We start from the raw sequence: 26,798 nt of genomic DNA on the forward strand, positions 1-26,798 counted from the left end.
CTTTCAGTGATCAGGGGGACTAGGACGTGGCCGACTTGAGTGCTTGCGAGAACCTGGAAAGGCCAAGCTGAATTTCATCGCTGCTGACATTCAGTGCGGGGATAAGGCGGATGACGTTACCGTGCGTACCGCACGTGAGGAGCAGGAGTTCTTCCTTGATGGCGGCCTGTTGGACGGCCAATGCTGTGGAGGCATCCGGGGTCTTGTCGGCAGCCGTGAATTCGACGCCCTGCATCAGGCCCCGCCCGCGGACATTGCCGATTCCCGCGAACTCGGTTTGCAGCTCCTCCAAACCCGTCCTCAGTTCGTCGCCGCGCAGAAGCGCATTTTCTACGAGGTTCTCTCGTTGAATGACGCCAAGGGTGGCGACGCCGGCAGCCGCAGCAACGGCGTTTCCGCCGTATGTTCCGCCTTGTGAGCCTGGCCAGGCTTTGCCCATGAGCTCTGAGGAAGCGGCGATAGCCGAGATGGGGAATCCGCTGGCGAGGCCTTTGGCGGTGATGACGACGTCGGGCAGGATCCCGGCCCAGTCGTGGCCCCAGAACTTGCCGGTTCGGCCCACCCCGGCCTGAACTTCGTCGAGGATCAGAACAATGCCGTGCTTGTCCGCACGCTCCCGGAGTCCTTGAAGGAAGGCCACGGGCGTGGGGATGTAGCCGCCGTCGCCGAGGACGGGTTCGATGATGAAACCGGCAGTATCGCTCGGGGCGCTGATGGTCAGCAGGAGGTGGTCCAGTTCCTTCAGTGCGAATTCGACGGCGGTAGCTTCGTCCCAGCCGTACCGGTACCAGTGCGGGAACGGGGCAACGTGCACTCCGCCCATGATGGGGGAGAACCCGGAACGGAACTTGGTTCCGGCCGTTGTCAGGGATGCCGCGGCGACCGTCCGGCCGTGGAACCCTCCCTGAAAGGAAATGATGTTGGGCCGGCCGGTGGCCATGCGCGCCAGGCGAATGGAGGCCTCTACGGCTTCAGAACCTGATGTGGCGTAAAAAACGCTATCCAAACCCTGGGGCAACACACTGCCAAGAAGTTCAGTAAGTTCCAGCAGCGGTTTATGCATCACGGTGGTGTATTGGGCATGAACGATCTTGCCCACCTGTTCGCGGGCGGCTGCCACAACATCGGGGTGGCAGTGACCAGTACTGGTCACACCGATCCCGGTGGTGAAGTCCAGGTATTTCTTGCCGTCGGTTGCGTGGATCCAGCTACCGGCCGCGTGGTCGACAACCACGGGGGTTGCCTGCTTCAGGATGGGGCTAAGTGTTGCCATGGCTTCATACTTTCTTAGGAACTGTAGATTGTCAACAATAGGCGATTTTGTTGGATTCTCCCGTAAGAGTGCGGAACTCGCTAGGACTCTTGGAACCGCTGTGGCCGCAGGAAATCGAAGCCTTCAAACAAACGCTTGCCAAGTGCTTCGGTAGCTGCAATCTCTCCGTAACCGGCAGCCATTTTGAAGCCGGCTCCCGAGAAACCGGTGGCGGAGTAGATCCGGCTGGACTCGCTGAAGAAGCCCATTAACGGCTGCGAGTCGGAGGTAAAGAGGTCCGGGAACGCGTCAGAGCGCACGATGCTTGGAACCAAACCAGGGAAGAACTCCGAGACCGTCTCTGTGGTTTCCGTGATCTCTGCCGGGGTGAGATCCCGGGGCACTGAATCGGCGGCCGGAGTTGGTGCCCCACGACCATCAAGGGTGGCTTTGACCGTAACGCCATCCACTGCCGGCGCACCGTACATGGAGCGATCGCCGGAAATCCTGATGAAGATCGGAAACTTCTCCGGCGAGAATTGTTCTGCGTCACGTGCGACGAACCATGAGAGGAAGATCCTTCTGGTTTCGGTGTGGGCCTTGAGGTATTCGGGCATGAGCTGTTTGGACCATGCCCCGGAGGCGACAATGACTCGTTCGAAGGTCCAGGAATTTGCGCCGGAGGTGATAACGACGCCATCGTCGCTTTCAGTAATGCTGTCAATTGGAGTGTTGGTGTTCACTGTTGCGCCGTTGGCCTCAGCTGCGGTGACGGCCGCGGTGATGGCACGATCTGTCCGCAGGGCGCCCGCCTTGGGATCGTAGACGGCGATGTCATCAGCACGGAGGTTGTGTTGGGGGTACCGGGAGGCCATTTCCTCACGGCTGAGGATCTGGTGGGTGCCTCCGGTCAATCGCGTCGTCTCGAGCAAGCTGCGGATGTATGGTCCGTCACTGGTGCCGATGGAGAGTCCCCCACATCGGGTGAGGATGTCTTGTCCGGTCTCCGCTTCGAGTTCTGCCCAGAGTTCGCGCGAGCGTTCCAGTAAGGGGTAGTAGGCAGGGTTGCCGCGGTAGATCATGCGGAAAAGCCGGGTGTCGCCACCTGCTGCACTGCGCCCGTGGGCAGGAGAGTGGGCTTCGAACCCCACGACGGAGTCGGTAAGCCGGGAGGCTTGCCAGAGGGCCATGCTGCCGATGCTGCCCAAGCCAATGACTGCGAGTTTCCCGTCCATGGTTAGAGGACCTGCTTGAGGAAGGCTTGGGTGCGGGGTTCTTTGGGGTTGGTGAGGACCTCGCGGGCGTCGCCGCGTTCTACGACGTTGCCTTCGTCCATGAAGATCAGGGAGTCGGCTACTTCGCGGGCGAAGCCCATTTCGTGGGTGACGACCACCATGGTCATGCCTTTTTTGGCGAGGTCTTGCATGACGTTGAGGACTTCGCCGACTTTTTCGGGGTCCAGAGCGGAGGTGGGTTCGTCGAAGAGGATGATTTCGGGGTTCATGGCCAGGGATCGGGCGATGGCGACGCGTTGTTGTTGGCCGCCGGAGAGTTCGGCGGGGTAGCGGTCACCGAAAGCGCCGAGGCCGACGCTGGTGAGGAGTTCCTGGGCTTGCTTGGCTGATTGTTTTTTGTCGGCACGTTTGACCAGGACGGGGCCGGCCATGACGTTTTCGCGGGCGGTCATGTTGGGGAAGAGGTTGAAGGACTGGAAGACCATGCCTACGCGGGTGCGCTGTTGGGCTAGTTTTTTGGGGGGTAGTGCGTGGTAGGCGGTGTCGGTTTCGTAGTAGCCAAAGTCTTCGCCGTTGACTTTCAGGATGCCGGAGTCCACGGTTTCGAGGCCGTTGATGCAGCGCAGCAGGGTGGATTTGCCGGAACCGGAGGGGCCGATGATGCAGCAGATTTCTCCGCTGGCGATGGTGAGGTCGACGTCTTTGAGGACTGTTTTGGGTCCGAAGGACTTCCTGATCTTTTGGGCTTGGATGGTGCCGTCAGCGTTCATCGTGCGATGCCTTCCGGTGCGGTGAGTGTCACTTTGCGGGTTTTGCGGGGGACCCGGGCGGAGGTGTGTGAGTACTTTTGTTCGAGCTTGGATTGGGGGTAGCTCAGGAGCATGGTCATGACGAGGTACCAAAGGCTGGCGACGATGAGCAGGGGGATGGTTTCGTAGGTGCGGGCGTAGATGAGTTGGGCGCTTTGGAGGAGTTCGGCTACGCCCAGGACTGAGACCAGGGAGGTGCCTTTGAACATGCCGATGACTTGGTTGCCGGTGGCGGGGATGATCGAGGGCATGGCTTGGGGGATGATGACTTTGCGCATTTTCATGGCACCGCTCATGCCCAGGGAGTCCGCTGCTTCGATTTGGCCTTTGCCTACTGAGGAGAATCCGCCGCGGATGATTTCGGCCATGTAGGCCGCTTCGTTCAGGGTCAAACCCACCAGGGCTGCGGTGATGGGGCCCATGAGGGCGTTGGTGTCGATCGCGGTCCCGATGTCGGTGAAGGGGATGCCGATGGACAGGTTCGGGTACAGGGCGGAGAGGTTGAACCAGAAGATCAGTTGGACCAGGACCGGGGTGCCGCGGAAGATGGTGATGTAGACCCCGGCGACGGCGGCTATGGGTTTGATGGTGGAGGCCCGCATGATGGCCAGGCCCAGTCCCAGAAGGGTACCCAGGGCCATGCTGGCTACCGTGAGGAAGATGGTGAGCATCAACCCGCGCAGGATCGATTCGTGCGTGAAGTACTTCGCCACAACGTCCCATTTGAAGTTCGGGTTCGTCGCGACCGAGCTAAGGACGCCGATACCGACCAGGATGCAGACAACCCAGGAAACGTACTCAAAAGTGCTGCGCCGCTTCAGCCGCGGTTTCAACGCCGAATCCAACCCGCTCATCACTTTGCTTCTTTCCATAGTCACTTGCTTCATCGGAAGACCCACTAGTTCAATTTGGCGTCGGTAATGGCTCCGGACTCGAGGCCCCAGTTGTCGAGGGACTCTTTGTACTCCGGTGTCTGAAGAACAGACTGGAGCGCCGTCTGGAAGGCCGGCGTCAAGGGTGAGCCCTTTTTCAAACCGATTGCGGTGAGGTCGCTGGCCCCCACATCAACGCGGCCCACCAGCTCGAAGGATCCGGGCTGCTGCTTCTCAGCCCACGCAAGTGCAGTTGTGTCGTACAGGATTCCGTCAATGCGCTTGGAGTGCAGCTGGGTCAGGGCGTCCTGGACGTTGGGCAACGTCACGCCATTGATGGCCGGCTGTCCCTTTGACGTGCAGCTCTGTTCGCTCAGGGCGGGCAGGCGCTTAAGCTGGCCAGTTGAACCCTGGGTGACGGCGATGTTCTTACCGCACAGGTTTTCCACGGTGAGTTTGAGCGGGTTGCCCTTGGGCACGGCCACGGAGTTGCCGGCCTTGAAGTAATCGATCATGTCCAGGACCTTGAGCCGCTCTTCAGTCTTGGACATGGTTGTGGCGGTGAAATCGAAGCGGCCGCCATCGAGTCCGGGAACAATGGTGTCGAATTTCGTGTCCACGAATTTCAACTTCAGGTCCAGCTTCTTTGCAATGAGCCTGGCGATATCCGGGTTAAGGCCGATCGCGGTTGTATTGTCCTCGGCAAGGAAGGTGGTGGGCGGATAGTGAAGGTCCATGGCGACCGTAAGCTCACCCTTGTCCTTGATCGACTGCGGCAACAGGGCCACGGCAGCTGAATCCGGCTGGACACCCTCGGAAATGTCTGTGGTGTCGGCGGTCTTGCTCTCTGGGGAGTCGCTGTTGGCGGCTCCTCCACAGGCGCTCAGCGCCAGAAGAACGGCTAATCCTGCAGCTGCGGTTTGCGCCTTGTTTCGAATCTTCATGATGGTTCCCTTCGAGGGGAGTCTGGTGGTGGGGAGGGAGAAGTCTTATGTTGAAATGTGATCCGGATCTCTCCGTCATCTAGTGCAATGCAACCCTCTCAACAGTAGATTGTCAACAATTTACAGAAACTTTTTCAGCAGATTCGTCTGATGAGAATGATTCCAGCTTTCACTCTAAAACTGTTGACAATTGACAATTTTGCGGCCTAGAGTCGACACAGTGGTCGGGCAGCACCGGCAGGCTTGACAGGATCTGCGGGCATCGAGCCTCACCCGAAATCAATGAGCGGCTGGTCCGCTCCCATCTCCCACAAGAAACGGAATCGACATGGCAGAGACCAACTTCCGGCCGAAGTACATCTCCTTTGACATCTACGGCACGTTGATCAACTTCGACATCGATGCGACTACGCGGCGCCTCTTGGATGGGCGCATCTCAGAAGAGCAGTGGCCTACCTTTAAGAAGCAGTTCCGCGGATACAGGTTTGACGAGGTCCTGGGGGACTACAAGCCGTATGAGCAGATCCTTCAGGACTCCTTTGACCGGGTCTGCAAGCGCTGGGGCATTGGCCCTACCGAAGGCGCCGGAGCAGCCTTCGCTGACGCTGTTCGCGGCTGGTTCGCCCACGAGGACGTGCCGGCCCCGCTGAAGCTCATGGGCGACAACTTCCAGCTCGTGGCTCTGTCCAATGCGGACACCAGTTTCCTGGACATCAGCATTCCCAAGCTCGGGGCTAACTTTCACTCCGTCCTCACCGCCGAGCAAGCCCAGGCATACAAGCCGCGCTACCAGGCATTCGAGTACATGTTGGACACCTTGAATGCAAAGCCCGAGGACTTTCTGCACGTCTCCTCCCATACCCGCTACGACATGCACCCGATGCACGATATGGGCTTCCGGAACCTCTGGATGCTGGACCGCGGTTATGACCCCATTGGCCACGGCTACGACCTCAGCACAGTTAAATCCCTGGACGAGATCAACAAGCACCTCGGACTCTAAAACGACCACGAGGCGAAAGGCCAACCCGTGAAACTTGTTCCCTACTGGCTTGATACTGCAGAGCCATCCGGCGATTACCGCCGCACGCCTGTCCCGGAGAACGTTGATGTTGCGATCATCGGCGCAGGTTTTACCGGGCTGTCCGCAGCCCTTGAATTCGCCAAGCAAGGCGCCACCGTAGCTGTCTTCGAACGCCACACCGTTGGTTGGGGTGCCTCAGGCCGTAACGGGGGCATGGCTACCACTGGTTTGGCTATCGGTTTCAGTACGGCGGTCAAGCGGTACGGTGCGCACCGCGCCGTTGAGATGTTCCGTGAATACAACGACGCCATTGAAACCATTGAGAAGCTGGTCTCCGACAACGGCATCGATTGCGACTTCAAGCGGTTCGGCAAGCTTTCACTCGCGTTCCACAAGTCTCATTACGATGGCTTCTTGAAGTCTCAGAAGTTGCTGGCGGAGCTGGTTGATCACCATGTCAAGGTCATTCCCCAATCCGAGATCCACAGTGAAATCGGAACGGACTTCTATCAGGGAGCCATGATGGACCCCTTGGGCGCGGGTCTGCATGTGGGCAAGTTCGTTCATGGGCTGGCAAAGGCGGCAGCCGACAACGGAACCCACATCTGCGAGAACGCAAGTGTCACTGAGCTGAACAGGGTTTCAGGTACGGTCCATGACGTCCACACCACCCGCGGTATTACCCGGGCAAAGCAGGTCCTTGTGGCCACCAGTGGCTACACGGGAAATGTCACCCCGTGGCTTCAGCGTCGCGTGATTCCTGTAGGCAGCTTCATCATCTGCACTGAGCCACTGTCCGAAGAGGTGGTAAACCGCATTCTTCCCAACAGGCGCCAAGCCTCAGACAGCAAAATGCTTACCTACTACTTCCGCATAACCCCGGACAACAGGTTGCTTTTCGGTGGTCGCGCCCGCTTCGCGCTGTCCAGCCCGGATTCTGATGTCAAAAGTGCAGAGATCCTGCACAAGGCAATGACCGAACTTTTTCCCTATCTGTCCAAGGCCAAGGTGGATTACATCTGGGGTGGCCTGGTGGACCTTTCCATGGACCAGATGGTGCACGCCGGCGTCCATGACGGCCTGTTCTACTCACTCTGCTACAGCGGACATGGTGTACAGATGGCCGCCCACATGGGCAAGAGGATGGCCCACTACATGGCCGGCGATAAGCAGGCGAACGTGTGGGAAGACCTGAAGAACCCGCCAGTGCCGGGCCACTTCGGCCCACCGTGGTTCCTGCCGTTCATTGGTGGAGCCGCGAAGATCATCGACCGCATCAAATAGGCAGGGTAAAGGATCCCATGAGTTCATCAACCAAAGTCGCTGCAGCGCGCCCGAAAACGGGGAAGGAGACTGCCTACCGGCGGGCAAGTATTGCCGCCCTGCCTGGCGGTGCCTTCCTGGAAGGCCGTTGGGCGACGGCTGACAGGATCCTTGAAGTCCGGGATCCCGAAGACGGCGTGCTTCTGGGCACAGTTTGTTCGTCCACTCCACAGGATGTACGGCGGGCGGTTGCCTACATTTATCGCCATCTTCAAGAAGATGATTGGGCCCTCCGGGAACGGCGGGAGGCTTTGGAGCGTGCTGCACTGCTGCTTACAGACCAGGGTGAGCGGTTTGCGGAGATCATTGCCGCAGAAAGCAGCAAGACCATTACCGAGGCTGAGCGCGAAGTGCGCCGCTGCATTGAGACGTTGCGACTATCAGCTGCGGCGTCCAGCGAACTTGTCGGAGAGACTCTGGCGTTTGAAGACAGTATCGCCGGGGCCAATAAGATCGGTTGGTACAACCGCAAACCCGTGGGCATTATCGCGGCCATCACCCCCTTCAATGATCCGCTCAATCTTGTAGCGCATAAGCTGGGCCCGGCGTTGATCGGAGGCAACGGCGTCGTGCTTAAACCCTCAGGACGCACACCGCTGACCGGGCTTGCCTTCATCGAACTGTTGTTGGAAGCGGGCGTTCCTGCCGGGCGCCTTGCCGCAATCGTTTCGGGACCGGGTGTTTCGGAGGCGATCGTCACCGACCCACAGGTGGATCTCATCTCCTTCACGGGCGGACCGAAGACTGCCGACCGTATCGCTGCCGCCGCGGGAGCGAAGAAGATCCTCTCCGAACTCGGCGGCAACAATGCAACCATCGTCTGCGCAGACGGTGACGCCTTGGCCGCCGCTGAGGCGATAGTGGGCGGCGCTTTCGGAGTAGCTGGCCAGAACTGCCTGTCCGTTCAGCGGGTCTACGTTCACATCTCCCTGTTCGATAAGGTCCTTGAACAGGTGGTCGCTGGAGCCCGGGCGCTTCGTGTCGGGGCTAAATTCGATCGCACCACGGACGTCGGACCCCTCATTACCGAAGCCGAAGCCCGCCGCGTGGAGGAATGGGTGGAAGAGGCCAAAGCACTTGGCGGCACTGTCCACGTGGGTGGCCACCGCCACGGCGCGTTCTACCAGCCCACAGTGCTCACGGACGTGCCCACAGATGCCTTGGTCATTCGCGAGGAAGTGTTTGGCCCGGTTGTCAGCATTATGCCGTTCATCCAGATCACCGATGCCATCCACGCCGCCAACGATTCCCACTACGGGCTCCAAGCCGGCGTCTTCACGGAGTCGATCGAGCTGGCCCTGGCCATAGCCGACAAGCTGCACGTGGGCGCCGTGGTGATCAATGAGACCAGCGACGTTCGAATCGACTCCATGCCCTTCGGCGGGTTCAAGAAATCCGGTGTGGGACGCGAAGGCGTCAAGCACGCGGTACGCGAGATGACCGAACCCAAAAGCACCATCATTAAACTGGCCGAACCCGCCACCCGCTGGCAGCAACTCAATGCCACCTCAGAACGGAATGCATCATGACCACCCACAAAATCGCAGTCATCGCGGGAGACGGAATTGGAAAAGAAGTTGTCCCCGCCGCCATTGAATGCCTGGAACGGATCGCCCGGATCCACTCAGTAAACCTCGAGTTCACCCACTTCGGCTGGGGCTCGGACTACTACGTTGAGCACGGGCGAATGATGCCGGTGGACGGGCTGGAACAGCTGGCGCAGCACGATGCCATCTTTTTGGGCGCCGTCGGATCACCGGAGGTTCCCGACGCCGAATCCCTGTGGGGACTCCTGATTCCCATCCGGAGGGAATTCCAGCAGTACATCAACCTTCGTCCCGTGAAAACGCTCGACGGCGTCAAGTCACCACTGGAGAACAAGGCACCGATCGATATTTTCATCGTGCGTGAAAACAACGAAGGGGAGTACTCGGAGGTCGGCGGCCGCGCGTACCGTGGGCTGCCCCACGAGACCGCCGTCCAGGAAACCATCTTCACCCGCCTGGGAGTATCGCGTGCCGCACACTACGCCGCTTCGCTCGCCTCATCCCGAAAAGGGCACTTGACCTCGGCAACCAAGAGCAACGGCATCATCCACACCATGCCGTTCTGGGATGAAGTGGTGGAAGAAACCACCCGTCTCTATCCTGACGTGACGCTGACCAGCGAACTGGTGGACGCGCTGGCTGCGCATCTGGTCCTGAAACCCTGGACCTTCGACGTGATCGTCGCCTCAAACCTCCTGGGCGACATCCTCTCGGACCTGGGCAGCTCCGTCACCGGTTCCATCGGCGTAGCCCCCAGCGCCAACCTCAATCCCGAAGGTGACTTCCCGTCCCTCTTCGAGCCGGTCCACGGATCAGCCCCGGACATCGCGGGCAAGGGACTGGCAAACCCTGTAGGTCAGATCTGGTCAGGGGCAATGATGCTGCAGCACTTGGGCCACCCGGAAGCTGCCGAGCACCTGCAGTTGGCCTTCGAGTCAGTGTTGCGCGAGGGCCTGGGCACCCGCGACGTCGGAGGACCGTCGTCTACGTCGGAATTCACTGCCGCCGTCCTGGCTGCCATCGATGTGTTGGACACTACTGGCTCGACAGGTGCCGGAGCTACAGCCGCGCCAACGGCAGCAGCGGCGTCGTCATCGTGACAACTCACGAAGGCAAGCGGCCCATCGTCGCTGTCCTGTACCGGGAGGCCCTGCCGCCCCGAGTGGACGAGATTGAGGAACTCGCCGACGTCCGCCTGACCAAGGCAGCTGGCCTTGGTGAAGCAATGAACGGCGCGGATGTTCTGTTCCAATGGCATTCCTTCTCACCCGCACTGCGGGAGAACTGGGCTGCAGCCTCATCACTGAAATGGGTCCACGTGTCAGCGGCGGGTGTCAGTCAGCTCCTGTTCGATGACCTGATCAAAAGCGACGTCACTTACACCAATTCGCGCGGGGTCCTGAGCCGGGCCATTGCCGAGTTCGCGCTGGGGTTTGTCCTGGACATCGCCAAGGATTCGCAGGGCTCGCTGCGGCTCCAGGAAGCCCGGCGTTGGCAGCACCGGATTACCCGGAAGATCCAAGGCCAGCGAGTGCTGGTGGTGGGGACAGGTTCCATTGGGCGCGAAATCGCGTCCTTGTTCCGTGCCGTGGGGTTGCGTGTCAGTGGTGCCGGACGCAGCAGCCGACCAGGGGATGAGTACTTTGATGACATCCACTCCTCCCAGGATCTGGCCTTGGTTCTCCGCGACTTTGACTACGTTGTCCTGGCCGCACCCCTGACCGATGACACCAGGCACATGGTGGACGCCGACGTCCTTTCCGCCATGAAGCCCACCGCACATCTCATCAACGTGGGGCGCGGAGAACTGGTGGACACCGATGCTCTGGTGGACGCACTGCGTTCGGGATCCATTTCAGGGGCCGCGCTCGACGTGGTGCACCCGGAACCTCTGCCGCCGGAACACCCGCTGTGGAGCATGGACAACGTCATCCTCACCCCTCACATGAGCGGCGACACCGAGGAGTACCTCGATGATCTTGGCAAGCTGTTCGTGGAAAACCTCTGGCGCTTCAGCCGGAGCGAACCACTGCGGAACGTCGTGGACAAAAAGCTCGGGTTCGTTCCCGGTTCCTGATGAAAGCCCTCCTCACGAAGAAGCAGTGAATCCGGACACATTGTTACGGGTCCCCGGTGTGTCATTTTCTACCCGGAAAGAGGTAAGGCTATCCTAAATAGTCTCCATTTTCCCCATGCCCACCCGTTCGGGCATAAAACGCAGGCGGTTCCCTTTGCGCACTCCCAGCCGATCCACGGCAGCCCTCGGGCTGGCAGCTCTCCTCACCCTTTCCGGATGTGGACTCAGCGGCGGCCAGCCTGCTTCCACCGAAAAGGTAGCCGATACCAACCAGCGCATCGTGGTGGACAACTTCCGCGCACCCGTGGCCAACTGGGCCCCCGAGTCCGACGCCGCATACATCCTGTCACTCTCCGGCTGCTTGGAGACCCTCACCAAGTACGATTCCGCCCAAGGGAAAGTGGTTCCATTCCTGGCTACGGAATGGAAGCAGGCCTCGCCGCTGGAATGGGACTTCACCATCCGTGAAGGCGTGAAATTCCAGGATGGCACCGATCTCACCGCAGAGGCTGTTGCCGCCTCACTGAATCACGTCCTCCAGGCCAAAGTGCCTGCCCGCGCCTTCAGCCCAAGCGTCGTCAGTGCTGTGAAGGCCACCGATGCCAAGACTGTTCGTGTGACCACACCCGTGGAGAACCCCCTGGTGCCGTTCCGCCTTGCAAGCGTGAACACCGGCATTCTCGCTCCTGCCGCCTACGGAGGTGCCACCGTTGATCCCTTCGGTCACTGCACCGGCCCGTTCACTCCGGTCTCGGAGAAGGCGAAGCAGTCCCTGACGCTGGATCGCAACGAAAATTACTGGGGCGGAGATGTTCAGCTTGCAGGTGCTGAGGTCCGCTTCATCACCAACGGCGCCACACGCGCTGCGCAGGTACAAACCGGTGAGGCGGATATTTCCCTGTCCATCCCAGCCTCTGCTTTGTCCACGTTGGAGAATGCGCCTGAGGTTTCCGTGCTGAAGGCCGACTCGCCGCGCACGGCCACGCTCTACATGAACAACGGCCGGGCGCCTTTCAACAACGTCGATTTCCGTAAGGCCCTACGCTCCGCACTGGACCTTGAGGCGTTGGCCGCCAGCGTTTACGAGGGCGCTGCGCTTCCGGCTGCGGGCCCCTACGCACCTTCCGAACCCTGGGCGTCCAGCGATGCAAGCTCACCCAAGCAGAACGTCGAGGAAGCGAAGAAGCTCCTCGCTGATGCCGGCTACACAGCCGCCAAACCGTTGGAAATCATCGCGATTGTTGAACGAGCAGAGTTTGCCGACGTCGCAACCGTGATCCAGGACAACCTCAAGAACATCGGTGTACCGGTGGCCATTCAGGCCAAGGAATACGCCTCCGCGGAACCCGACGTTCTGGCGGGCAACTACGACATGATCCTGAGTCAGCGTAACCGGCTCATCGACATCGCTGATCCCATTGGCTTCCTCACGGCCGACTACACGTGCAAGGGCTCATACAACCTGAGCCATTTCTGCAACGAAGAGTATGACGCGATCATTGCCGAAGCAGCCGGCACCTCCAACACCGAGGAACGCTACAAGCTGTATGCCAAAGCCGGCAAACTGCTGAACGACCAGGCAGTCAACCTTTGGCTGGTCAACGAACAAGCCACCGACGCCGTTCGCAGTAACGTCCTCTCTTACGTTCAGGACCCGCTGTCCCGCTACGTCCTGACCGCACAAACGGCCAAGTCCGGCTCCTAGCAACGAAACTGCGACCGACAGACAAACCGGCATGATCACGTTCCTTGCGAAGCGGACGGTGACCCTCGTGGTCGCCGTCCTGCTGTCGTCCTTTGCTGTCTTCCTGATTCCTTATGTCACTCCGGGCGATCCTGTCCGGAAGATCATCCGCTCCCGCGTCGCCGGGGATGTGGTGGATGACGCCACTGTTCGAGCTTTGGGCGAGAGCCTGGGCCTCAACGATCCTCTTCCCGTCCAGTACCTGCGGTGGCTGGGGGATTTCTTCACCGGGGACATGGGGTTGTCCCATATCAGCAGGACACCCGTGGTTGACCAAGTGATGCCGGCTTTGGGGATCACTCTCAGCCTGGTGTTCGTCGCCCTGGGCGCTGCGGTGGTGGTGTCACTGCCCTTGGGGATTATTGCGGCGCTAAAACAAGGCAGTAAGACCGACAAGTTGATCACCACAGTCACACAGTCCTTCATCGCCATGCCTGAATACTGGTTGGCGCCGCTGCTGGTGCTCGTGTTCGCCCTCAAACTGTCCCTCTTGCCCTCGGCAGGGTGGAACACGGCGTCTTCCATTGTGCTGCCAGCGGCAACACTGGCGTTGCGTCCCATTAGCTTCTTCACCTCCGCCGTACGGTCAGGAATGATCGATGCCCTCGACGCCGAGCACATCTCCGCCGCGCGCGCCCGGGGATTGAGCCACGTCCAGACCGTCATGAGGCATGTTGTGCCGAACGGCCTGGTGCCGTTGTCCACACTGTTTGCGGTGTGGTTTGCAGGTCTGCTGGGAGGCTCGGTCATTGTGGAGGTGATCTTCGCGATCCCGGGCATGGGCAGGCTCCTTTTTGATGCCGTGGTCAATAGTGACATCCCCTTGGCCCAAGGAGGCGTGGTGGTGGTTGTGGCATTGGCTGTCGCGATCACAACGCTTGCCGATTTCCTGCACCGGATCCTGAGCCCGAAAGTCAGTGGTGCCCTTGCGTAACCGTTCAGCGATCGACGCCGCCGCCGTCGTGGTTCTCGTCCTTATCGTCAGTGCTGTGGCAGCTGCGCCATGGCTGGCGCCGTTCCCTCCGGATGATCAGAACCTTGCCGTACGGCTTGCACCTCCCAGCGCTACGCACTGGCTGGGAACGGACCACCTCGGGCGGGACACTCTGAGCAGATTGCTCGACGGCGGCCGCTTCTCTTTGCTGGTTGCCGCGCTGGCCACCGTGCTCACCGGCGTCATAGGTTTGGTGATCGGCGTCCTCAGCGCCCGCCGCAAAGGCTGGCTGGATGAGCTGTTCACGCGCACCAATGACGTCTTGCTGGCCTTGCCCGAAATGGTGGTGGCGTTGTTTATTGTCGCTGCCATGGGAACCGGCTTCACATCACTGCTGGTGGCGTTGACCGTGACAGGATGGACGCCGTTTGCACGGCTGGCCCGGACCCTGGCCTATGACATCTCGGCACGCGGATTCGTGGAAGCGGCGCGGGTGGTGGGTTGTTCGCAGTCGTTCATTGTTTTCCGCCACATCCTGCCGCATCTGGCCGCGCCAATGCTGGGGCAGGCAACGCTGCGCTTCGGCCAGCTCCTGATCAGCGTAGGAGCCCTGTCCTACCTTGGGCTCGGCGTCCAACCGCCGCAATCGGACTGGGGTTCCATGCTGGCGGCGGCGCAACCCTACGCGGAAAGGGCGCCGTGGGGGATCATCGCTCCCGGACTCGCCGTCTTCCTGGTTGCCCTCTGCGTGACGTTGATCGGTCAACGGGCATCGCGCCGGGCCTCGGATCCGGTGGACGTCCTGGTAGTGGAGGGTCAGCATGCCTGAGCTGGTGGTTGAGGATCTGACAGTCCACAGCGCGGAGACAGGACGCCCGATCCTGGATGGTGTCAGCCTCACCGTGAAACCCGGCGAGTTCGTGGCGCTTGTGGGAGGCTCTGGTTCGGGGAAGACCATGACCGCGCGGTCCATCCTGCAGCTACTTCCTCAGCCCTTGAGGATTAAGTCCGGGTCCATCCGGCTCGGCTCCCTGGACGTCGCCGGGGCATCGGAATCAGAGCTGAACCGTATCCGGGGTGGCCGGCTCGGAATGCTCTTCCAGCAGCCAAAAAAGATGTTCAACCCCAACAAAAGCATCGGAGCCCATCTTCGGGAACCCCTCAAACTCCATGCTGGCCTGCGCGGCCACGCGGCAAAGGCGAAGGTGCTCGAATTGCTGGCCGAGGTGGGCTTCGAGGATCCACAAAGGGGCGCAAGCTCGTACCCGCATCAGCTTTCCGGCGGCATGGCGCAACGGGCCATGACTGCCATGGCCTTGGCCGGCCAGCCCGAGATCCTTCTTGCAGACGAGCCGACGTCCGCGCTGGACAAAGTTCTGGAACAACAAATCCTGGAGTTGTTGGACCAGCAACGGATCCAGCGAGGCCTGGGGATCCTCTACATCACCCATAACCTTGCCTCTGTTGCTGCCTTTGCGGACAGGGTGCTGGTGATGGATGCAGGCGTGATTGTTGAATCGGGCACCACGGAGTCGGTTCTCGGCAGTCCCAAGACCATGTACACCCGCAGACTCCTTGAAGCGTCCAACCTGGCGCCCACTGGTATCCCGGAGCCCCCCAAGCACCAGCGCAGTGCCCTGAAACTGACCAAGGTGGTCAAGCAGTTCGGATCCGGAAAGCGCAGCGGGCGCCCTGCCTTGGACTCGATCTCACTGGAGGTCCAACAAGGCGAAATCCTGGGCATCCTCGGCCAATCAGGATCAGGGAAGAGTACGCTCGCCCGGGCCATTGTTGGGTTGGAAGGCATCAGCAGTGGCAGCATCAGCAGGACGCTCGTGGCCAACGACGCAAGGGCAACAGCCGTGCAACTGGTGTTCCAGGAGCCCCACGATTCCTTCGATCCGCGCATGACACTCCGAGCCAGCCTTGAAGCACCGCTCCGATCCCACAAAGAGTTCTCGGCAGAGGAACGGTCCCGGAAGCTTACTTCGGCAATGGAAGAAGTGGAGCTGGATCCGGCACTCCTGGACCGGCGACCAGGTCAATGCTCAGGTGGTCAATTACAGCGGGTCACCATTGCCCGGGCGTTACTTTTGGAGCCCGAAGTTTTGATCTGTGACGAGGCAACGTCCGCCTTGGATGCGCTGACCCAGCGGACCATTCTTGACCTGCTCCAGCGACTCCATAGGGACCGCGCGCTGACGTTGGTGATCATCACCCATGACATGGACGTGGTGCGGCATATGTGCCAACGTGTGGCTGTTCTCTACCAAGGATGCCTTGTAGAGCTCACTGACACGGACAGGTTCTTTGCGGACCCGCAGCATCAGCACAGCCAAGCCCTCGTTTCGGCAGCCATTCCGTGCCGCGGCCTGCACCTCAAGAAAATCAGGGCCGCACTCCAAGTGAATTGACCCTCTTCGCTACTAACCAGGTCCGCTGACGTCCCGCCACAACTCATCACACTCAACCCCCTTGCCGCCCGCGGTCAGGGGGTTAGTTGTTGTTGGCGCACGGGAGGATTTACCGCGACGTGCTGTTCTTGAGCTCCAAGTCTTCGTTTGTTAGTATGACAGGACAAACTTAGGAGAAAAAACATGCCGCTTGTTCGAATTGATGTCAACCAGGGCCGCTCGCCAGAGCAATTGACCACCCTGAGCCGCGCGATCCACGATGCCATCCTTGCGGAGTATGGGATACCGGAGCGCGACTACTTCCACATCCTCACTGAGCATGCACAGGGTCAGATCGTTGCCCAGGATGCAGGGCTGGGTTTTGAGCGCAGCTCCGGTGTTGTGATGATCCAGATCTTTACCCAGGGCGGGCGCAGCCAAGAAGCCAAGGGCTCGCTTTTTGAAGCCATCGCCATCGGCCTTGCGCAGCTGGGGATACCCGGCGAGGACGTCTTTGTGGGCTACGTGGAGAACTCGCCAAGCGACTGGTCGTTCGGCTTTGGGCGCAGCCAGTACGTCACGGGAGAACTGGCCGTTCCGAGCAAGTAAAAGCACTCGGTGTCATGTTGTAAATATGTCAGTACAAACCTTTGACAGGACATTAAATCTGGTGCAAAGTAGTCATGTGGCCCCGCTCACTGAGGGGTGGCAAGGCATTGGGGCCCAGCGCTCAAAGGTTTAGAGTTCACAAGAGAAAGGTCAACGATCATCGTGACCCACGAACTGCTTACGATCGGGCGCATCAGCGTTGATATCTACCCGAACGACATCGGAGTGGACCTGGAGGACGTGACGTCCTTCGGCAAATACCTCGGAGGTTCGCCCTCCAACGTAGCCGTCGCCGCGGCGCGTCACGGCCGCCGCGCGGGAGTCATTACCCGCACCGGCGATGACGCCTTTGGAAACTACCTTCACCGGGAGTTGCACAAGTTCAACGTGGACGATTCCTTCGTCTCCGCTGTTAAGGAATACCCCACCGCTGTGACCTTCTGCGCGATTAAACCGCCTGAAGACTTCCCCTTGTACTTCTATGGACGCTTTCCCACAGCACCGGACCTTCAGATCAAAGCTGAAGAGCTGGACTTGGACGCGATCCGTGACGCGGGGATCTTCTGGTCCACCGTTACCGGCCTCTGCCAGGAGCCCAGCCGTGAGGCCCACATCAAAGCGCACCAGGCCCGTCCGCGTGCCGGGCTGAGGGAAGGTCAGTTCACCATCCTGGATCTGGACTACCGCCCCATGTTCTGGGCCACCGAAGAGGAAGCCCGGGCCGAGGTCGCCAAGGTCCTTCCGCACGTCACGGTGGCGATTGGCAATGATAAGGAATGTGCCGTTGCCGTAGGTGAGGGCACGCCTGACGAACAGGCGGACCGGCTGCTGGCAGCCGGCGTCGAGATTGCCGTGGTGAAACTTGGACCGGAAGGCGTCATGGCCAAAACCCGCACCGAGCGCGTGGTCTCCGCCCCTGTTCCGGTGGAAACCGTCAATGGTCTGGGTGCCGGTGACTCCTTTGGCGGCGCCTTCTGTCACGGGCTACTGTCCGGTTGGCCGCTGTCCGAGGTTCTGGACTACGCGAACGCCTCCGGCGCGATCGTCGCCTCACGCCTTTCCTGCGCTGATGCCATGCCGACGCCGGACGAGGTCACCTCGCTGCTCGCGGAACGCGGCCGCCCCATCCCTGGTGCAGCCCTTGAAGCCTCCACCCTCGAAGAAGGAGCAGTTCGTTGAGCGCCAACGATGATCCCCGCCGTTACGAGCATTTGAGCCGTATCAGGTTGGAGGACCCCGAGGCTGTGGCCCGCGCTGCAGCCACCCGCCGCCGTCACCCTGGCCTGAAACACAGCACGCAGAACTTCATCGTCGCTGCGGACCATCCTGCCCGCGGCGCCCTGGCCGTTGGTCCACAGCCCATGGCCATGGCGGATCGCAGGGACCTTTTGGACCGTCTGCAGATTGCCTTGGCGAACCCCGCCGTCGATGGCATCCTCGCCTCGCCGGACATCATGGACGATCTCCTGTTGCTGGGGGCCTTGGAAGGCAAGCTCGTCTTCGGTTCCATGAACCGTGGTGGACTGGCCGGCCTGGTCAACGAGTTCGATGACCGTTTCACCGGTCATACTGCCGCTGCGCTGGAAGCGCTCGGTGCCGATGGCGGCAAGATGCTCACACGGATCTGTCTCGGCGACCCGGACACTGTGGCCACTCTCGAAGCGACGGCGAAGGCCATAGATTCATTGGCCGAACGCAAACTCATCGCCATGGTGGAGCCGTTCCTCTCTGTCCGTGATGCGCACGGAAAGGTCCGCAACGACCTCCGCGCGGACGCCGTGATCAAATCGGTCGGTATTGCCGAAGGCCTTGGATCCACCAGCGCTTATACCTGGATGAAACTTCCTGTGGTGGCAGAGATGGAACGCGTCATGGCCTCCACCACCATGCCTACCGTGTTGTTGGGCGGTGACCCGGACGGGAGCCAGGATGAGATCTTCGCCAGCTGGCAGGCTGCTCTTGCTTTGCCCGGTGTTCGCGGCCTCACTGTGGGTAGGACGTTGCTCTACCCGCAGGACGGCGATGTTGCGGGTGCCGTGGCAACTGCGGCCTCGCTCCTGAACAACCCCGCGCCCGCGCCCGCGGCCGCCGCGCAGGAGCGCACCTTGTCTGACCGTATTCCAGTGAAAGTATCGGAGTAGCTAGTAATGGGTACAGCAACCCGTCGGATGACCGTGGCCCAGGCCGTGGTCGAGTTCCTTTCCAAGCAGTACACGGTGGATTCCATCAATGGCTTGGAGTACCGTGAGCGGCTGATTCCGGGCACGTTCGGCATTTTCGGCCATGGCAACGTTGCCGGTGTGGGGCAGGCGTTGAAGCAGTACCAGGCTGCGGACCCCAGCATCATGCCGTACTACCAGGGCCGCAACGAGCAGGCCCAGGTGCATCAGGCCGTGGGCTATGCACGGCATACCCGTCGCCGCCAGACCTTCGCCATCAGCACCTCGATTGGCCCGGGTTCATCGAACCTGCTGACGGGTGCGGCGTTGGCCACCACCAACCGTCTGCCCGTACTGCTGCTGCCCAGTGACACGTTCGCCACGCGTGCCGCGGATCCCGTACTGCAGCAGCTGGAGCTTCCGTATGCGTATGACATCACGGTCAACGATGCCTTCCGTCCGCTGTCCAGGTTCTTTGACCGGGTTTCGCGCCCGGAGCAGTTGTTCTCGGCGTTTCATCACGGGCTGCGTGTCCTGACAGACCCGGCTGAGACCGGGGCGGTCACTATTTCGCTGCCGCAGGATGTCCAGGCCGAGGCTTTCGACGTTCCCGAAGAGTTCCTGGCTGAGCGGGAATGGCGGATCCGCCGTCCCGAGGCCGAGGATGAGGACATTCGCCGCGCCGTCGAGGCCATCCGCGCTGCCAAACGACCCCTGATCATCGCCGGCGGCGGCGTGCTCTACGCCTACGCCAACAACGAACTTGCCAAGTTCGTTGAGCTGACAGGCATTCCCGTGGGCAACACGCAGGCTGGCGTCGGCGTCCTGCCGTGGGACCACAAGCACTCGCTCGGTGCGATCGGTTCAACAGGCACGACGGCGGCCAACGCCATCGCTGCCGAAGCGGACCTCATCATAGGGATTGGCACACGTTACGAAGACTTCACCACCGCTTCCCGTACGGCGTTCCAGAACCCGGACGTGAAGTTCGTGAACATCAACGTCGCCCCTATCGATGCATACAAGCACGGCACCTCGGTGCCGATCGTCGCTGACGCCCGCAAGGCACTGGTGAAGCTCAACCAGGCGTTGGGCGGGTACCGCGTCGGTGCTGACCTCGAACAGAAGGTCGCAGCGGAGAAGAAGCGCTGGAACGCCACCGTGGAGGAGGCTTTCGAGACCCGCTTCACGCCCTTGCCGGCGCAGAACGAGATCATCGGGGCCACCAATAAAGCCATGGATGACCAGGACGTCGTCATCTGCGCTGCGGGCTCCCTCCCCGGTGACCTGCACAAGATGTGGCGCATCAGGGACCCGTTCGGCTACCACGTGGAATACGCGTACTCCTGCATGGGCTACGAAATCCCGGGTGGCTTGGGCGTGAAGCGTGCAGCGCTGGCCGAGGCCGCGGCAGGCGGCGTCGACAGGGACGTGGTGGTCATGGTGGGGGACGGCTCCTACCTGATGATGCACACCGAACTGGTCACCGCCGTCGCCGAACGCATCAAGCTGATTGTGGTGCTTATCCAGAACCACGGGTACGCCTCCATCGGTTCGCTCTCCGAATCCCTCGGCTCGCAGCGCTTCGGTACGCAGTACCGGGTTCTGGACAAGGAACAGCACAGCTTCGACGCCGGTGAGAACCTGCCCATCGACCTCGCCACCAACGCCGAATCCCTGGGCGCGAGAGTCATCCGGATCGAACCGGGTGAACACGTCATCGAAGCCCTCGGCTCCGCTATCAAGGAAGCCAAAGCCGCCCCGGAAACAGGCCCGATCGTCATTCATATCGAGTCCGACCCTCTGCTGGACGCCCCGAGCTCCGAATCCTGGTGGGACGTTCCGGTCTCTCAGGTCTCCGACCTCGAATCCACCCAGCAGGCCTACACAACGTATACCGACCACAAGAACCGCCAGCGCAAGCTGCTCGGCTAGAAATCCCAAAGACTACAAAGGAAGTCCGCACATGTCGACGACGACCACACTGACCACCATTCACCACTTCATTAACGGTGCTGAAACCATCGGCGAGGGCGATCGCACCCAGCCGGTCTATAACCCCGCAACCGGCCAGGTTTCTGCTGAACTGCGCTTGGCCAGCGAAGCCGACTTGAACACCACCGTGGCTGCGGCGAAGAAGGCTGCCGAGTCCTGGGGCGACTTTTCCCTGGCCAAGCGCACCGCAGTCTTGTTCAAGTTCCGCGAACTCGTCGCCTCTCACGTGGACGACCTCGCCGAGCTGATCACCGCCGAGCACGGCAAGGTCCTCTCCGACGCCAAGGGTGAGATCGGCCGCGGCCTGGAAGTCATCGAGTTCGCCTGTGGCATCCCGCAGCTGCTCAAGGGTGACTACTCGGACCAGGTCTCCACCGGCATCGATGTCTTCTCCTTCCGCGAACCGCTTGGCGTGGTGGCAGGTATTACCCCGTTCAACTTCCCCGTCATGGTGCCGTTGTGGATGGCCCCGATGGCCATCGCCACGGGTAATGCGTTCATCCTCAAGCCCTCCGAGCGTGACCCCTCCGCCCCGATGCTCCTGGCCAAGCTCTGGAAGCAGGCCGGTCTGCCCGATGGCGTCTTCCAGGTGCTGCACGGCGGTAAGGAAACCGTCGATGGACTCCTGACCCACCCCGACGTGGACGGCATCTCCTTCGTCGGGTCCACCCCGATTGCCCAGTACGTCCACGAGACCGCCACCAAACACGGCAAACGCGTCCAAGCTCTGGGCGGGGCAAAGAACCACGCCATCGTGATGCCCGACGCCGACCTGGACAACGCAGCAGACCACCTCGCCGCCGCCGCGTTCGGCTCCGCCGGTGAGCGCTGCATGGCCATCTCCGTTGCCGTCGCCGTGGGAGACGCAGCAGAGCTGATCGTGAAAAAAGTCGAAGAACGCGCCCTGGCCATCAAGGTCGCCAACGGCACCGAACCCGACGCCGACATGGGCCCGGTCATCACCCCGGCCTCCAAAGAACGCATCCTCAAGATCGTCACCGAAGCCGAAACCGCCGGCGCCGCCATGGTCGTGGACGGCCGCGACCTCGTAGTCCCCGGTCACGAAGACGGCTTCTGGGTAGGCCCCACCGTGATCGACCACGTGAAGACCGAAATGACCGCCTACACCGAGGAAATCTTCGGACCCGTCCTGGTCGTCGTCCGCGTCGCTGATCTCGAAGAAGGCATCGCGTTGATCAACTCCAACCCCTACGGCAACGGCACCGCGATCTTCACCTCCTCAGGTGCCGCGGCACGGAAGTTCCAGCGCTCAGTCACCGTAGGCATGGTCGGCATCAACGTGCCGCTGCCCGTCCCGGTGGCATACCACTCCTTCGGTGGCTGGAAGAACTCCCTCTTCGGCGACAAACACATCTACGGCCCCGAAGGCGTCTCCTTCTACACCCGCGGCAAAGTCATCACCTCCCGCTGGCCTGAACCCACCCACGCCTCCGGCGCCTCCTACAACTTCCCCTCCAACTGACCCCGTTTTCGTAGAGAAAGACAACGCCGTCATGACTGATGTCGAGAACAAGCTGATTATTGGTACTGCCCCGGACTCCTGGGGTGTATGGTTCCCGGATGATCCTCAGCAAACTCCGTGGGAGCGTTTCCTGGATGAGGTTGCGGAGTCCGGATACAAGTGGATAGAACTGGGCCCCTACGGCTACCTGCCGAACGACCCCACACGCTTGGCAGAGGAGCTCAAGCAGCGCGACCTTAAGGTCACCGCAGGAACGGTCTTCACAGCCTTCCACCGTGGCGCGAAGCAATACGACGAAGCATGGGAACCGGCCCGGAAGGTTGCTGAACTGACGGCGGCCATGGGTGGTGACCACATTGTTGTCATCCCCGCCATGTGGCGCGACGACGTTACCGGCGAAGCCGTGGAGAACGGTGAGCTTACCGACGAGCAGTGGGCCGATTTGTTCGCCGGTCACAACCGCATGGGCAAGGTCCTGCTTGAGGATTTCGGCCTGCACCAGCAGTTCCACTCACACGCTGACTCGCACGTCGGTGCCCAGAAGGACATCGAAACCCTGTTGGCCGCCACGGATCCACAGTACCTGAACCTATGCCTGGACACCGGGCACGCTGAGTACTGTGGTGCCTCCAGCTTGGAACTCATCAAGAACTACCCGGACCGCATCGGATACCTGCACCTCAAACAGATCAATCCCGAAGTCCTGGCCGAGGTCAATGAGAAGAACATGACCTGGGCAGCTGCCAACCTCGCAGGGGTCATGACCGAACCGCCCAACGGACTCCCGGACCTGCGCGCGGTCATTGAAGCCGTGGAAGGCCTCAACAGGCCAATCTTCGGCATCGTGGAACAGGACATGTACCCGATAGCCTTCGATGTGCCAATGCCCATCGCCAAGCGAACCCGCAACTACCTGCTTTCCTGCGGATCCCGTACCCGGGTTCACTAGCACAGCCCGCAACAGCCACCCAGAAGAACTTCACGAAGGACAATTAAAGTGACTAAGACTCTCCGCGTTGCCGTCATCGGCGCAGGCCGCATGGGTGCGGACCACGTCAAGCGCCTCAGCACGCGCATCCACGGCGCTGAAGTAGCCGCCGTCGTCGACGTCGACCTTGATCGGGCGCGTGCCGCCATTGAAGGAATCGACGGCGCCGTGGCGCTGGCCAGTGCCGATGAGGCACTGAACAACGGCGACGTCAACGCCGTGCTGATTGCAACACCGGGATTCCTTCACGAGGAAATCCTCTACAAGGCCTTGGAAAAGGACTTTCCGATCCTGTGCGAGAAGCCGCTGACCCCGGACGCCGAAAGCGCGTGGAAGGTGGTCCAGGCTGAGAAGGCTTTGGGCCACAAGCGCATCCAGGTGGGTTTCATGCGACGCTTCGACGCCGAGTACTCGGCTTTGGGTGCGATCATCCGCAACAGCGAATTGGGGGAGCTGTTGATGTTGCACCATCAGCACCGCAACCCGAGCACGCCCGAGGGCTTCACCAATGAGATGCTGATCAACGACTCCGTAGTCCACGAGTTCGATGCCATCCGTTACTTCACAGGTGAAGAAATCACGTCAGTCCAGGTCCGGCTGGGCAAGCCCACGCGAAGTGCCCCGCGCGGCCAGCACGATCCCCAGCACGTCCTGCTGGAAACCGAATCCGGTGTGCTGGCCGACGTCGAAATCTATGTCAATGCCAAGTTCGGCTACCAAGTGGCCACTCAGGCATCCTTTGAGGATGGCATTGTGAGCATCGGCGGGGACAACGGCCCGTACGTCCAGTCCGCGGGTAAATGGGGCGGCAATGTCACCCCCGGCTTCGAGGAACGTTTCGGTGCAGCGTACGACGTCGAGGTGCAGGCTTGGGTGGACGCCGCTCTTCGCGGTGAAATCGGCGGTCCCACCGCCTGGGACGGTTACGCCACCGCGGCTTGCTGCGAGGCCGGCGTCGAGGCCCAGAAGTCCGGCGAAAAGGTCAAGGTCCAGCTGAACACCAAGCCGGATCTGTACAAGTAGGGGACTGGCCACATGAAAATTGCACTCGATCCCACACCGTTCCATCACAGCCACACCCTGCTGGAGTTCCCAAGGGTAGCGGCCGATCTTGGCTACAAGTACCTGCAGATGACCCCGCATGCGGATCTCATCCCTTTCTATAACCACCCCAAGGCGGACGACGAGCTGGTGGGACAGCTGAAAGCGGCGTGTAAGGATGCCGGCGTCGAAATCGCCTCAGTCCTTCCGGTCCTGCGCTGGTCCGGTCCGGACGAGGACGCCCGGGAGGCTGCAGTCCGTTACTGGAAGCGCGCCATCCAGATCGCTGTAGACCTCGGTGTCCAAACCATGAATACAGAGTTCAGCGGCCGTCCGGAGAAGGCGGAGGAGTCAGAGCGTGCGTTTTACCGCTCCATGGAGGAGCTGCTCCCGATTATTGAGCGCGAGGATCTGGATGTTCTGATTGATCCGCACCCGGACGACTTCGTGGAGGACGGCCTGGCCGCCCTCCGCGTCATCAGGGGAGTCAACTCACCGAACATCGGGATGGTGTACGTTGCTTCCCACAGTTTCCACATGGGCAACAAGCCGTTGGAGATCATGCGGGCAGCAGGGGACAAGCTCCGCTTGGTGCACGTCTCGGATACCATGAACCACCACGCGTCCCACGGCCTTCGTTACATCACCAACCCGCCCGGCAACGCTGTCCGCGTCCATCAACACCTGAAGATCGGCGACGGCGACGTGAACTGGGACGAGTTCTTTGGCGGTTTGAAAGAGATCGGTTTCCTGGACAAGGAAAATACCGTGATGGTTTCGTCAGTCTTCGCCGAGGATGAAAACGCGGAAGATGTATCCCGCTACCAGCTGGAGACAATGAAGCAGCATATTCAAAAGGCCACGGCGTGAGTGTTCCTACACCTGCCAGTGGCCAAACGGGGCCCGTAAACCACAAGAGGGCTCTCCGCACCGTGACGATCATTTCGACGTTCGGGGGCCTGCTATTTGGTTACGACACCGGTGTGATCAACGGTGCTTTGCCCTACATGCAGGAGGACCTGGGCCTCACGCCCCTGACCGAAGGGCTGGTGACGTCCTCGCTGCTGTTCGGCGCAGCGTTCGGAGCCCTTCTGGGTGGACGCCTCGCGGACCGCCACGGCCGCCGCAGGATGATCATGGTCCTGGCCATGATCTTCCTGCTGGGTACGCTCGCTTGCACGTTCGCTCCCACCACGGAGGTGATGGTTGCGGCCCGGTTTGTCCTTGGCTTGGCCGTTGGCGGCGCCTCGGTCACGGTGCCCGTCTACCTGGCAGAAGTTTCGCCCAGTGCACGGCGTGGTCGGATCGTCACCCAGAACGAGCTCATGATCGTGACTGGACAATTGCTGGCCTTTATCTTCAACGCCTACTTGGGAAACAGCTTCGGAGAAGCAGGGGGAATCTGGCGCTGGATGTTGGTGATCGCAACACTTCCGGCCATTGCCTTATGGATTGGGATGAACTTCATGCCCGAGAGTCCTAGATGGCTTGCTTCCATAGGAAACTTTGGTGAGACGTTAAGCGTCCTGCGTCGGATACGTTCGCAGGAAGAAGCGCGGGTTGAGTTCGAAGACGTCAAAGCCATGGCCGTGGAGGACTACAAGTCCAAAATGGGTTCCTGGAAGGACCTTGGCATTCCTTGGCTGCGGAGAATATTCATGGTGGGTCTGGGGTTGGCTGTGATCCAGCAAATCACTGGCGTGAACTCCATCATGTACTACGGCACGCAGATCCTCGCCGAGTCAGGTTTCGGGAGGGAAGCTGCGCTGACGGCCAACATCGCCAACGGTGTGATCTCCGTTCTGGCTACGTTCGTGGGCATCTGGCTTTTGGGCAAGGTAGGGCGCCGGAAAATGCTCATCACCGGGCAGGTGGGCACTACAAGTGCACTGCTGTTAATCGGAATATTCTCTTTGGTTCTGCCGGAAGGTACTGCCCGGGGATTCGTCATTCTTGCTCTGACTGTCACGTTTCTTGCCTTTCAACAGGGTGCAATTTCTCCGGTCACGTGGTTGATGCTCTCGGAGATCTTCCCCCTCAAGATTCGAGGCCTTGGAATGGGCGCTTCTGCCTTCGTGTTGTGGATCGTCAACTTCGTGGTCGGCTTTGGATTCCCGCAATTGCTCGCGGCCATTGGCCTTTCCAACACCTTCTTCGTCTTTGCCGTCCTGGGCGTCGGGGCCATCGCGTTCGCCATGAAGTTCATTCCCGAAACCAAGGGCAAGAGCCTTGAGGATCTGGAGCATTTCTTCAAGAACATCGCTGGTACGGCCTCAGTGGGCTCCAGGAGTCGCTGAACCTTCCTGCAACCACACAACATCAACTGCTTGAGGGCAGTCCCGCTGAATTGAGCGGGACTGCCCTTTTGC

At 60.7% G+C, this 26,798-nt stretch carries 23 protein-coding genes; 18 read left to right on the forward strand and 5 right to left on the reverse strand.

What is annotated here, in order from left to right; genetic code table 11:
- Window positions 1-19: 19 nt before the first annotated feature.
- The 5 genes from CQ020_RS08290 to CQ020_RS08310 all read right to left on the reverse strand — a co-directional run bounded on the left by CQ020_RS08290 (window position 20) and on the right by CQ020_RS08310 (window position 5,112).
- Complete coding sequence (locus CQ020_RS08290) at window positions 20-1,273, reverse strand: aspartate aminotransferase family protein (RefSeq protein WP_105691411.1); 1,254 nt, start codon at window positions 1,271-1,273, stop codon at window positions 20-22.
- Window positions 1,274-1,353: 80 nt separating this feature from the next.
- The gene (solA, locus tag CQ020_RS08295; RefSeq protein WP_105691412.1) at window positions 1,354-2,487 is read right to left on the reverse strand and encodes an N-methyl-L-tryptophan oxidase; all 1,134 of its coding nucleotides are present in this window, start codon (window positions 2,485-2,487) and stop codon (window positions 1,354-1,356) included.
- Between the two features lie 2 nt (window positions 2,488-2,489).
- On the reverse strand, window positions 2,490-3,257 hold the full coding sequence (locus CQ020_RS08300; RefSeq protein WP_105691413.1) for an amino acid ABC transporter ATP-binding protein: 768 nt from the start codon (window positions 3,255-3,257) through the stop codon (window positions 2,490-2,492).
- On the reverse strand, window positions 3,254-4,168 hold the full coding sequence (locus tag CQ020_RS08305) for an amino acid ABC transporter permease (protein ID WP_258141780.1): 915 nt from the start codon (window positions 4,166-4,168) through the stop codon (window positions 3,254-3,256). The genes CQ020_RS08300 and CQ020_RS08305 overlap by 4 nt, the downstream gene beginning before the upstream one ends.
- A 26-nt stretch (window positions 4,169-4,194) precedes the next feature.
- Window positions 4,195-5,112: an ABC transporter substrate-binding protein gene (locus CQ020_RS08310; protein WP_105691415.1), complete on the reverse strand. Its 918-nt coding sequence runs from the start codon at window positions 5,110-5,112 to the stop codon at window positions 4,195-4,197.
- A gap of 328 nt (window positions 5,113-5,440) precedes the next feature.
- Here CQ020_RS08310 and CQ020_RS08315 point away from each other — a divergent pair, with 328 nt between their 5' ends.
- From CQ020_RS08315 to CQ020_RS08400, 18 genes are all read left to right on the forward strand, one after another.
- Window positions 5,441-6,115, forward strand: a complete 675-nt coding sequence (locus CQ020_RS08315; protein WP_105691416.1) for a haloacid dehalogenase type II — start codon at window positions 5,441-5,443, stop codon at window positions 6,113-6,115.
- Between the two features lie 27 nt (window positions 6,116-6,142).
- Complete coding sequence (locus CQ020_RS08320) at window positions 6,143-7,420, forward strand: FAD-binding oxidoreductase (protein WP_105691417.1); 1,278 nt, start codon at window positions 6,143-6,145, stop codon at window positions 7,418-7,420.
- A 17-nt stretch (window positions 7,421-7,437) separates the two neighbouring features.
- Window positions 7,438-8,988: an aldehyde dehydrogenase family protein gene (locus CQ020_RS08325; protein WP_105691418.1), complete on the forward strand. Its 1,551-nt coding sequence runs from the start codon at window positions 7,438-7,440 to the stop codon at window positions 8,986-8,988.
- Window positions 8,985-10,106 (forward strand): tartrate dehydrogenase, encoded by a 1,122-nt coding sequence (locus CQ020_RS08330; protein WP_105691419.1) that lies wholly within the window; start codon window positions 8,985-8,987, stop codon window positions 10,104-10,106. The genes CQ020_RS08325 and CQ020_RS08330 overlap by 4 nt, the downstream gene beginning before the upstream one ends.
- Window positions 10,103-11,083 carry a D-2-hydroxyacid dehydrogenase gene (locus CQ020_RS08335; protein ID WP_105691420.1) on the forward strand — a complete coding sequence of 327 codons (981 nt, stop codon included), beginning with the start codon at window positions 10,103-10,105 and terminating at the stop codon, window positions 11,081-11,083. The genes CQ020_RS08330 and CQ020_RS08335 overlap by 4 nt, the downstream gene beginning before the upstream one ends.
- Before the next feature lie 115 nt (window positions 11,084-11,198).
- Window positions 11,199-12,788, forward strand: a complete 1,590-nt coding sequence (locus CQ020_RS08340; RefSeq protein WP_105691421.1) for an ABC transporter substrate-binding protein — start codon at window positions 11,199-11,201, stop codon at window positions 12,786-12,788.
- Between the two features lie 31 nt (window positions 12,789-12,819).
- Complete coding sequence (locus CQ020_RS08345; RefSeq protein WP_105691422.1) at window positions 12,820-13,761, forward strand: ABC transporter permease; 942 nt, start codon at window positions 12,820-12,822, stop codon at window positions 13,759-13,761.
- The gene (locus CQ020_RS08350) at window positions 13,745-14,590 is read left to right on the forward strand and encodes an ABC transporter permease (protein ID WP_105691423.1); all 846 of its coding nucleotides are present in this window, start codon (window positions 13,745-13,747) and stop codon (window positions 14,588-14,590) included. Before CQ020_RS08345 ends, CQ020_RS08350 begins: the two co-directional genes overlap by 17 nt.
- On the forward strand, window positions 14,583-16,175 hold the full coding sequence (locus CQ020_RS08355) for an ABC transporter ATP-binding protein (RefSeq protein WP_105691424.1): 1,593 nt from the start codon (window positions 14,583-14,585) through the stop codon (window positions 16,173-16,175). Before CQ020_RS08350 ends, CQ020_RS08355 begins: the two co-directional genes overlap by 8 nt.
- A 183-nt stretch (window positions 16,176-16,358) precedes the next feature.
- The gene (locus tag CQ020_RS08360) at window positions 16,359-16,763 is read left to right on the forward strand and encodes a tautomerase family protein (protein WP_105691425.1); all 405 of its coding nucleotides are present in this window, start codon (window positions 16,359-16,361) and stop codon (window positions 16,761-16,763) included.
- Between the two features lie 162 nt (window positions 16,764-16,925).
- Window positions 16,926-17,942, forward strand: a complete 1,017-nt coding sequence (iolC, locus tag CQ020_RS08365) for a 5-dehydro-2-deoxygluconokinase (protein WP_105691426.1) — start codon at window positions 16,926-16,928, stop codon at window positions 17,940-17,942.
- Window positions 17,939-18,904, forward strand: a complete 966-nt coding sequence (locus tag CQ020_RS08370) for a deoxyribose-phosphate aldolase (RefSeq protein ID WP_105691427.1) — start codon at window positions 17,939-17,941, stop codon at window positions 18,902-18,904. Before iolC ends, CQ020_RS08370 begins: the two co-directional genes overlap by 4 nt.
- Window positions 18,905-18,910: 6 nt before the next feature.
- Window positions 18,911-20,857 carry a 3D-(3,5/4)-trihydroxycyclohexane-1,2-dione acylhydrolase (decyclizing) gene (gene iolD, locus CQ020_RS08375; RefSeq protein WP_181151812.1) on the forward strand — a complete coding sequence of 649 codons (1,947 nt, stop codon included), beginning with the start codon at window positions 18,911-18,913 and terminating at the stop codon, window positions 20,855-20,857.
- A 31-nt stretch (window positions 20,858-20,888) separates the two neighbouring features.
- On the forward strand, window positions 20,889-22,400 hold the full coding sequence (locus tag CQ020_RS08380; protein WP_105691429.1) for a CoA-acylating methylmalonate-semialdehyde dehydrogenase: 1,512 nt from the start codon (window positions 20,889-20,891) through the stop codon (window positions 22,398-22,400).
- A gap of 31 nt (window positions 22,401-22,431) precedes the next feature.
- A complete protein-coding gene (locus CQ020_RS08385; RefSeq protein ID WP_105691430.1) occupies window positions 22,432-23,349 on the forward strand; it encodes a sugar phosphate isomerase/epimerase in 918 nt (305 codons plus the stop codon).
- A gap of 48 nt (window positions 23,350-23,397) precedes the next feature.
- Window positions 23,398-24,411 (forward strand): Gfo/Idh/MocA family protein, encoded by a 1,014-nt coding sequence (locus CQ020_RS08390; RefSeq protein WP_105691431.1) that lies wholly within the window; start codon window positions 23,398-23,400, stop codon window positions 24,409-24,411.
- Window positions 24,412-24,423: 12 nt separating this feature from the next.
- The gene (locus CQ020_RS08395) at window positions 24,424-25,299 is read left to right on the forward strand and encodes a sugar phosphate isomerase/epimerase (RefSeq protein ID WP_105691432.1); all 876 of its coding nucleotides are present in this window, start codon (window positions 24,424-24,426) and stop codon (window positions 25,297-25,299) included.
- Window positions 25,300-25,361: 62 nt separating this feature from the next.
- The gene (locus CQ020_RS08400; protein ID WP_374955180.1) at window positions 25,362-26,726 is read left to right on the forward strand and encodes a sugar porter family MFS transporter; all 1,365 of its coding nucleotides are present in this window, start codon (window positions 25,362-25,364) and stop codon (window positions 26,724-26,726) included.
- The last annotated feature ends 72 nt before the right edge of the window (window positions 26,727-26,798 follow it).

The sequence above is a fragment of the Arthrobacter sp. MYb23 genome (genome assembly GCF_002979775.1).
In the GTDB taxonomy this organism is placed as follows: Bacteria; Actinomycetota; Actinomycetes; order Actinomycetales; family Micrococcaceae; genus Arthrobacter.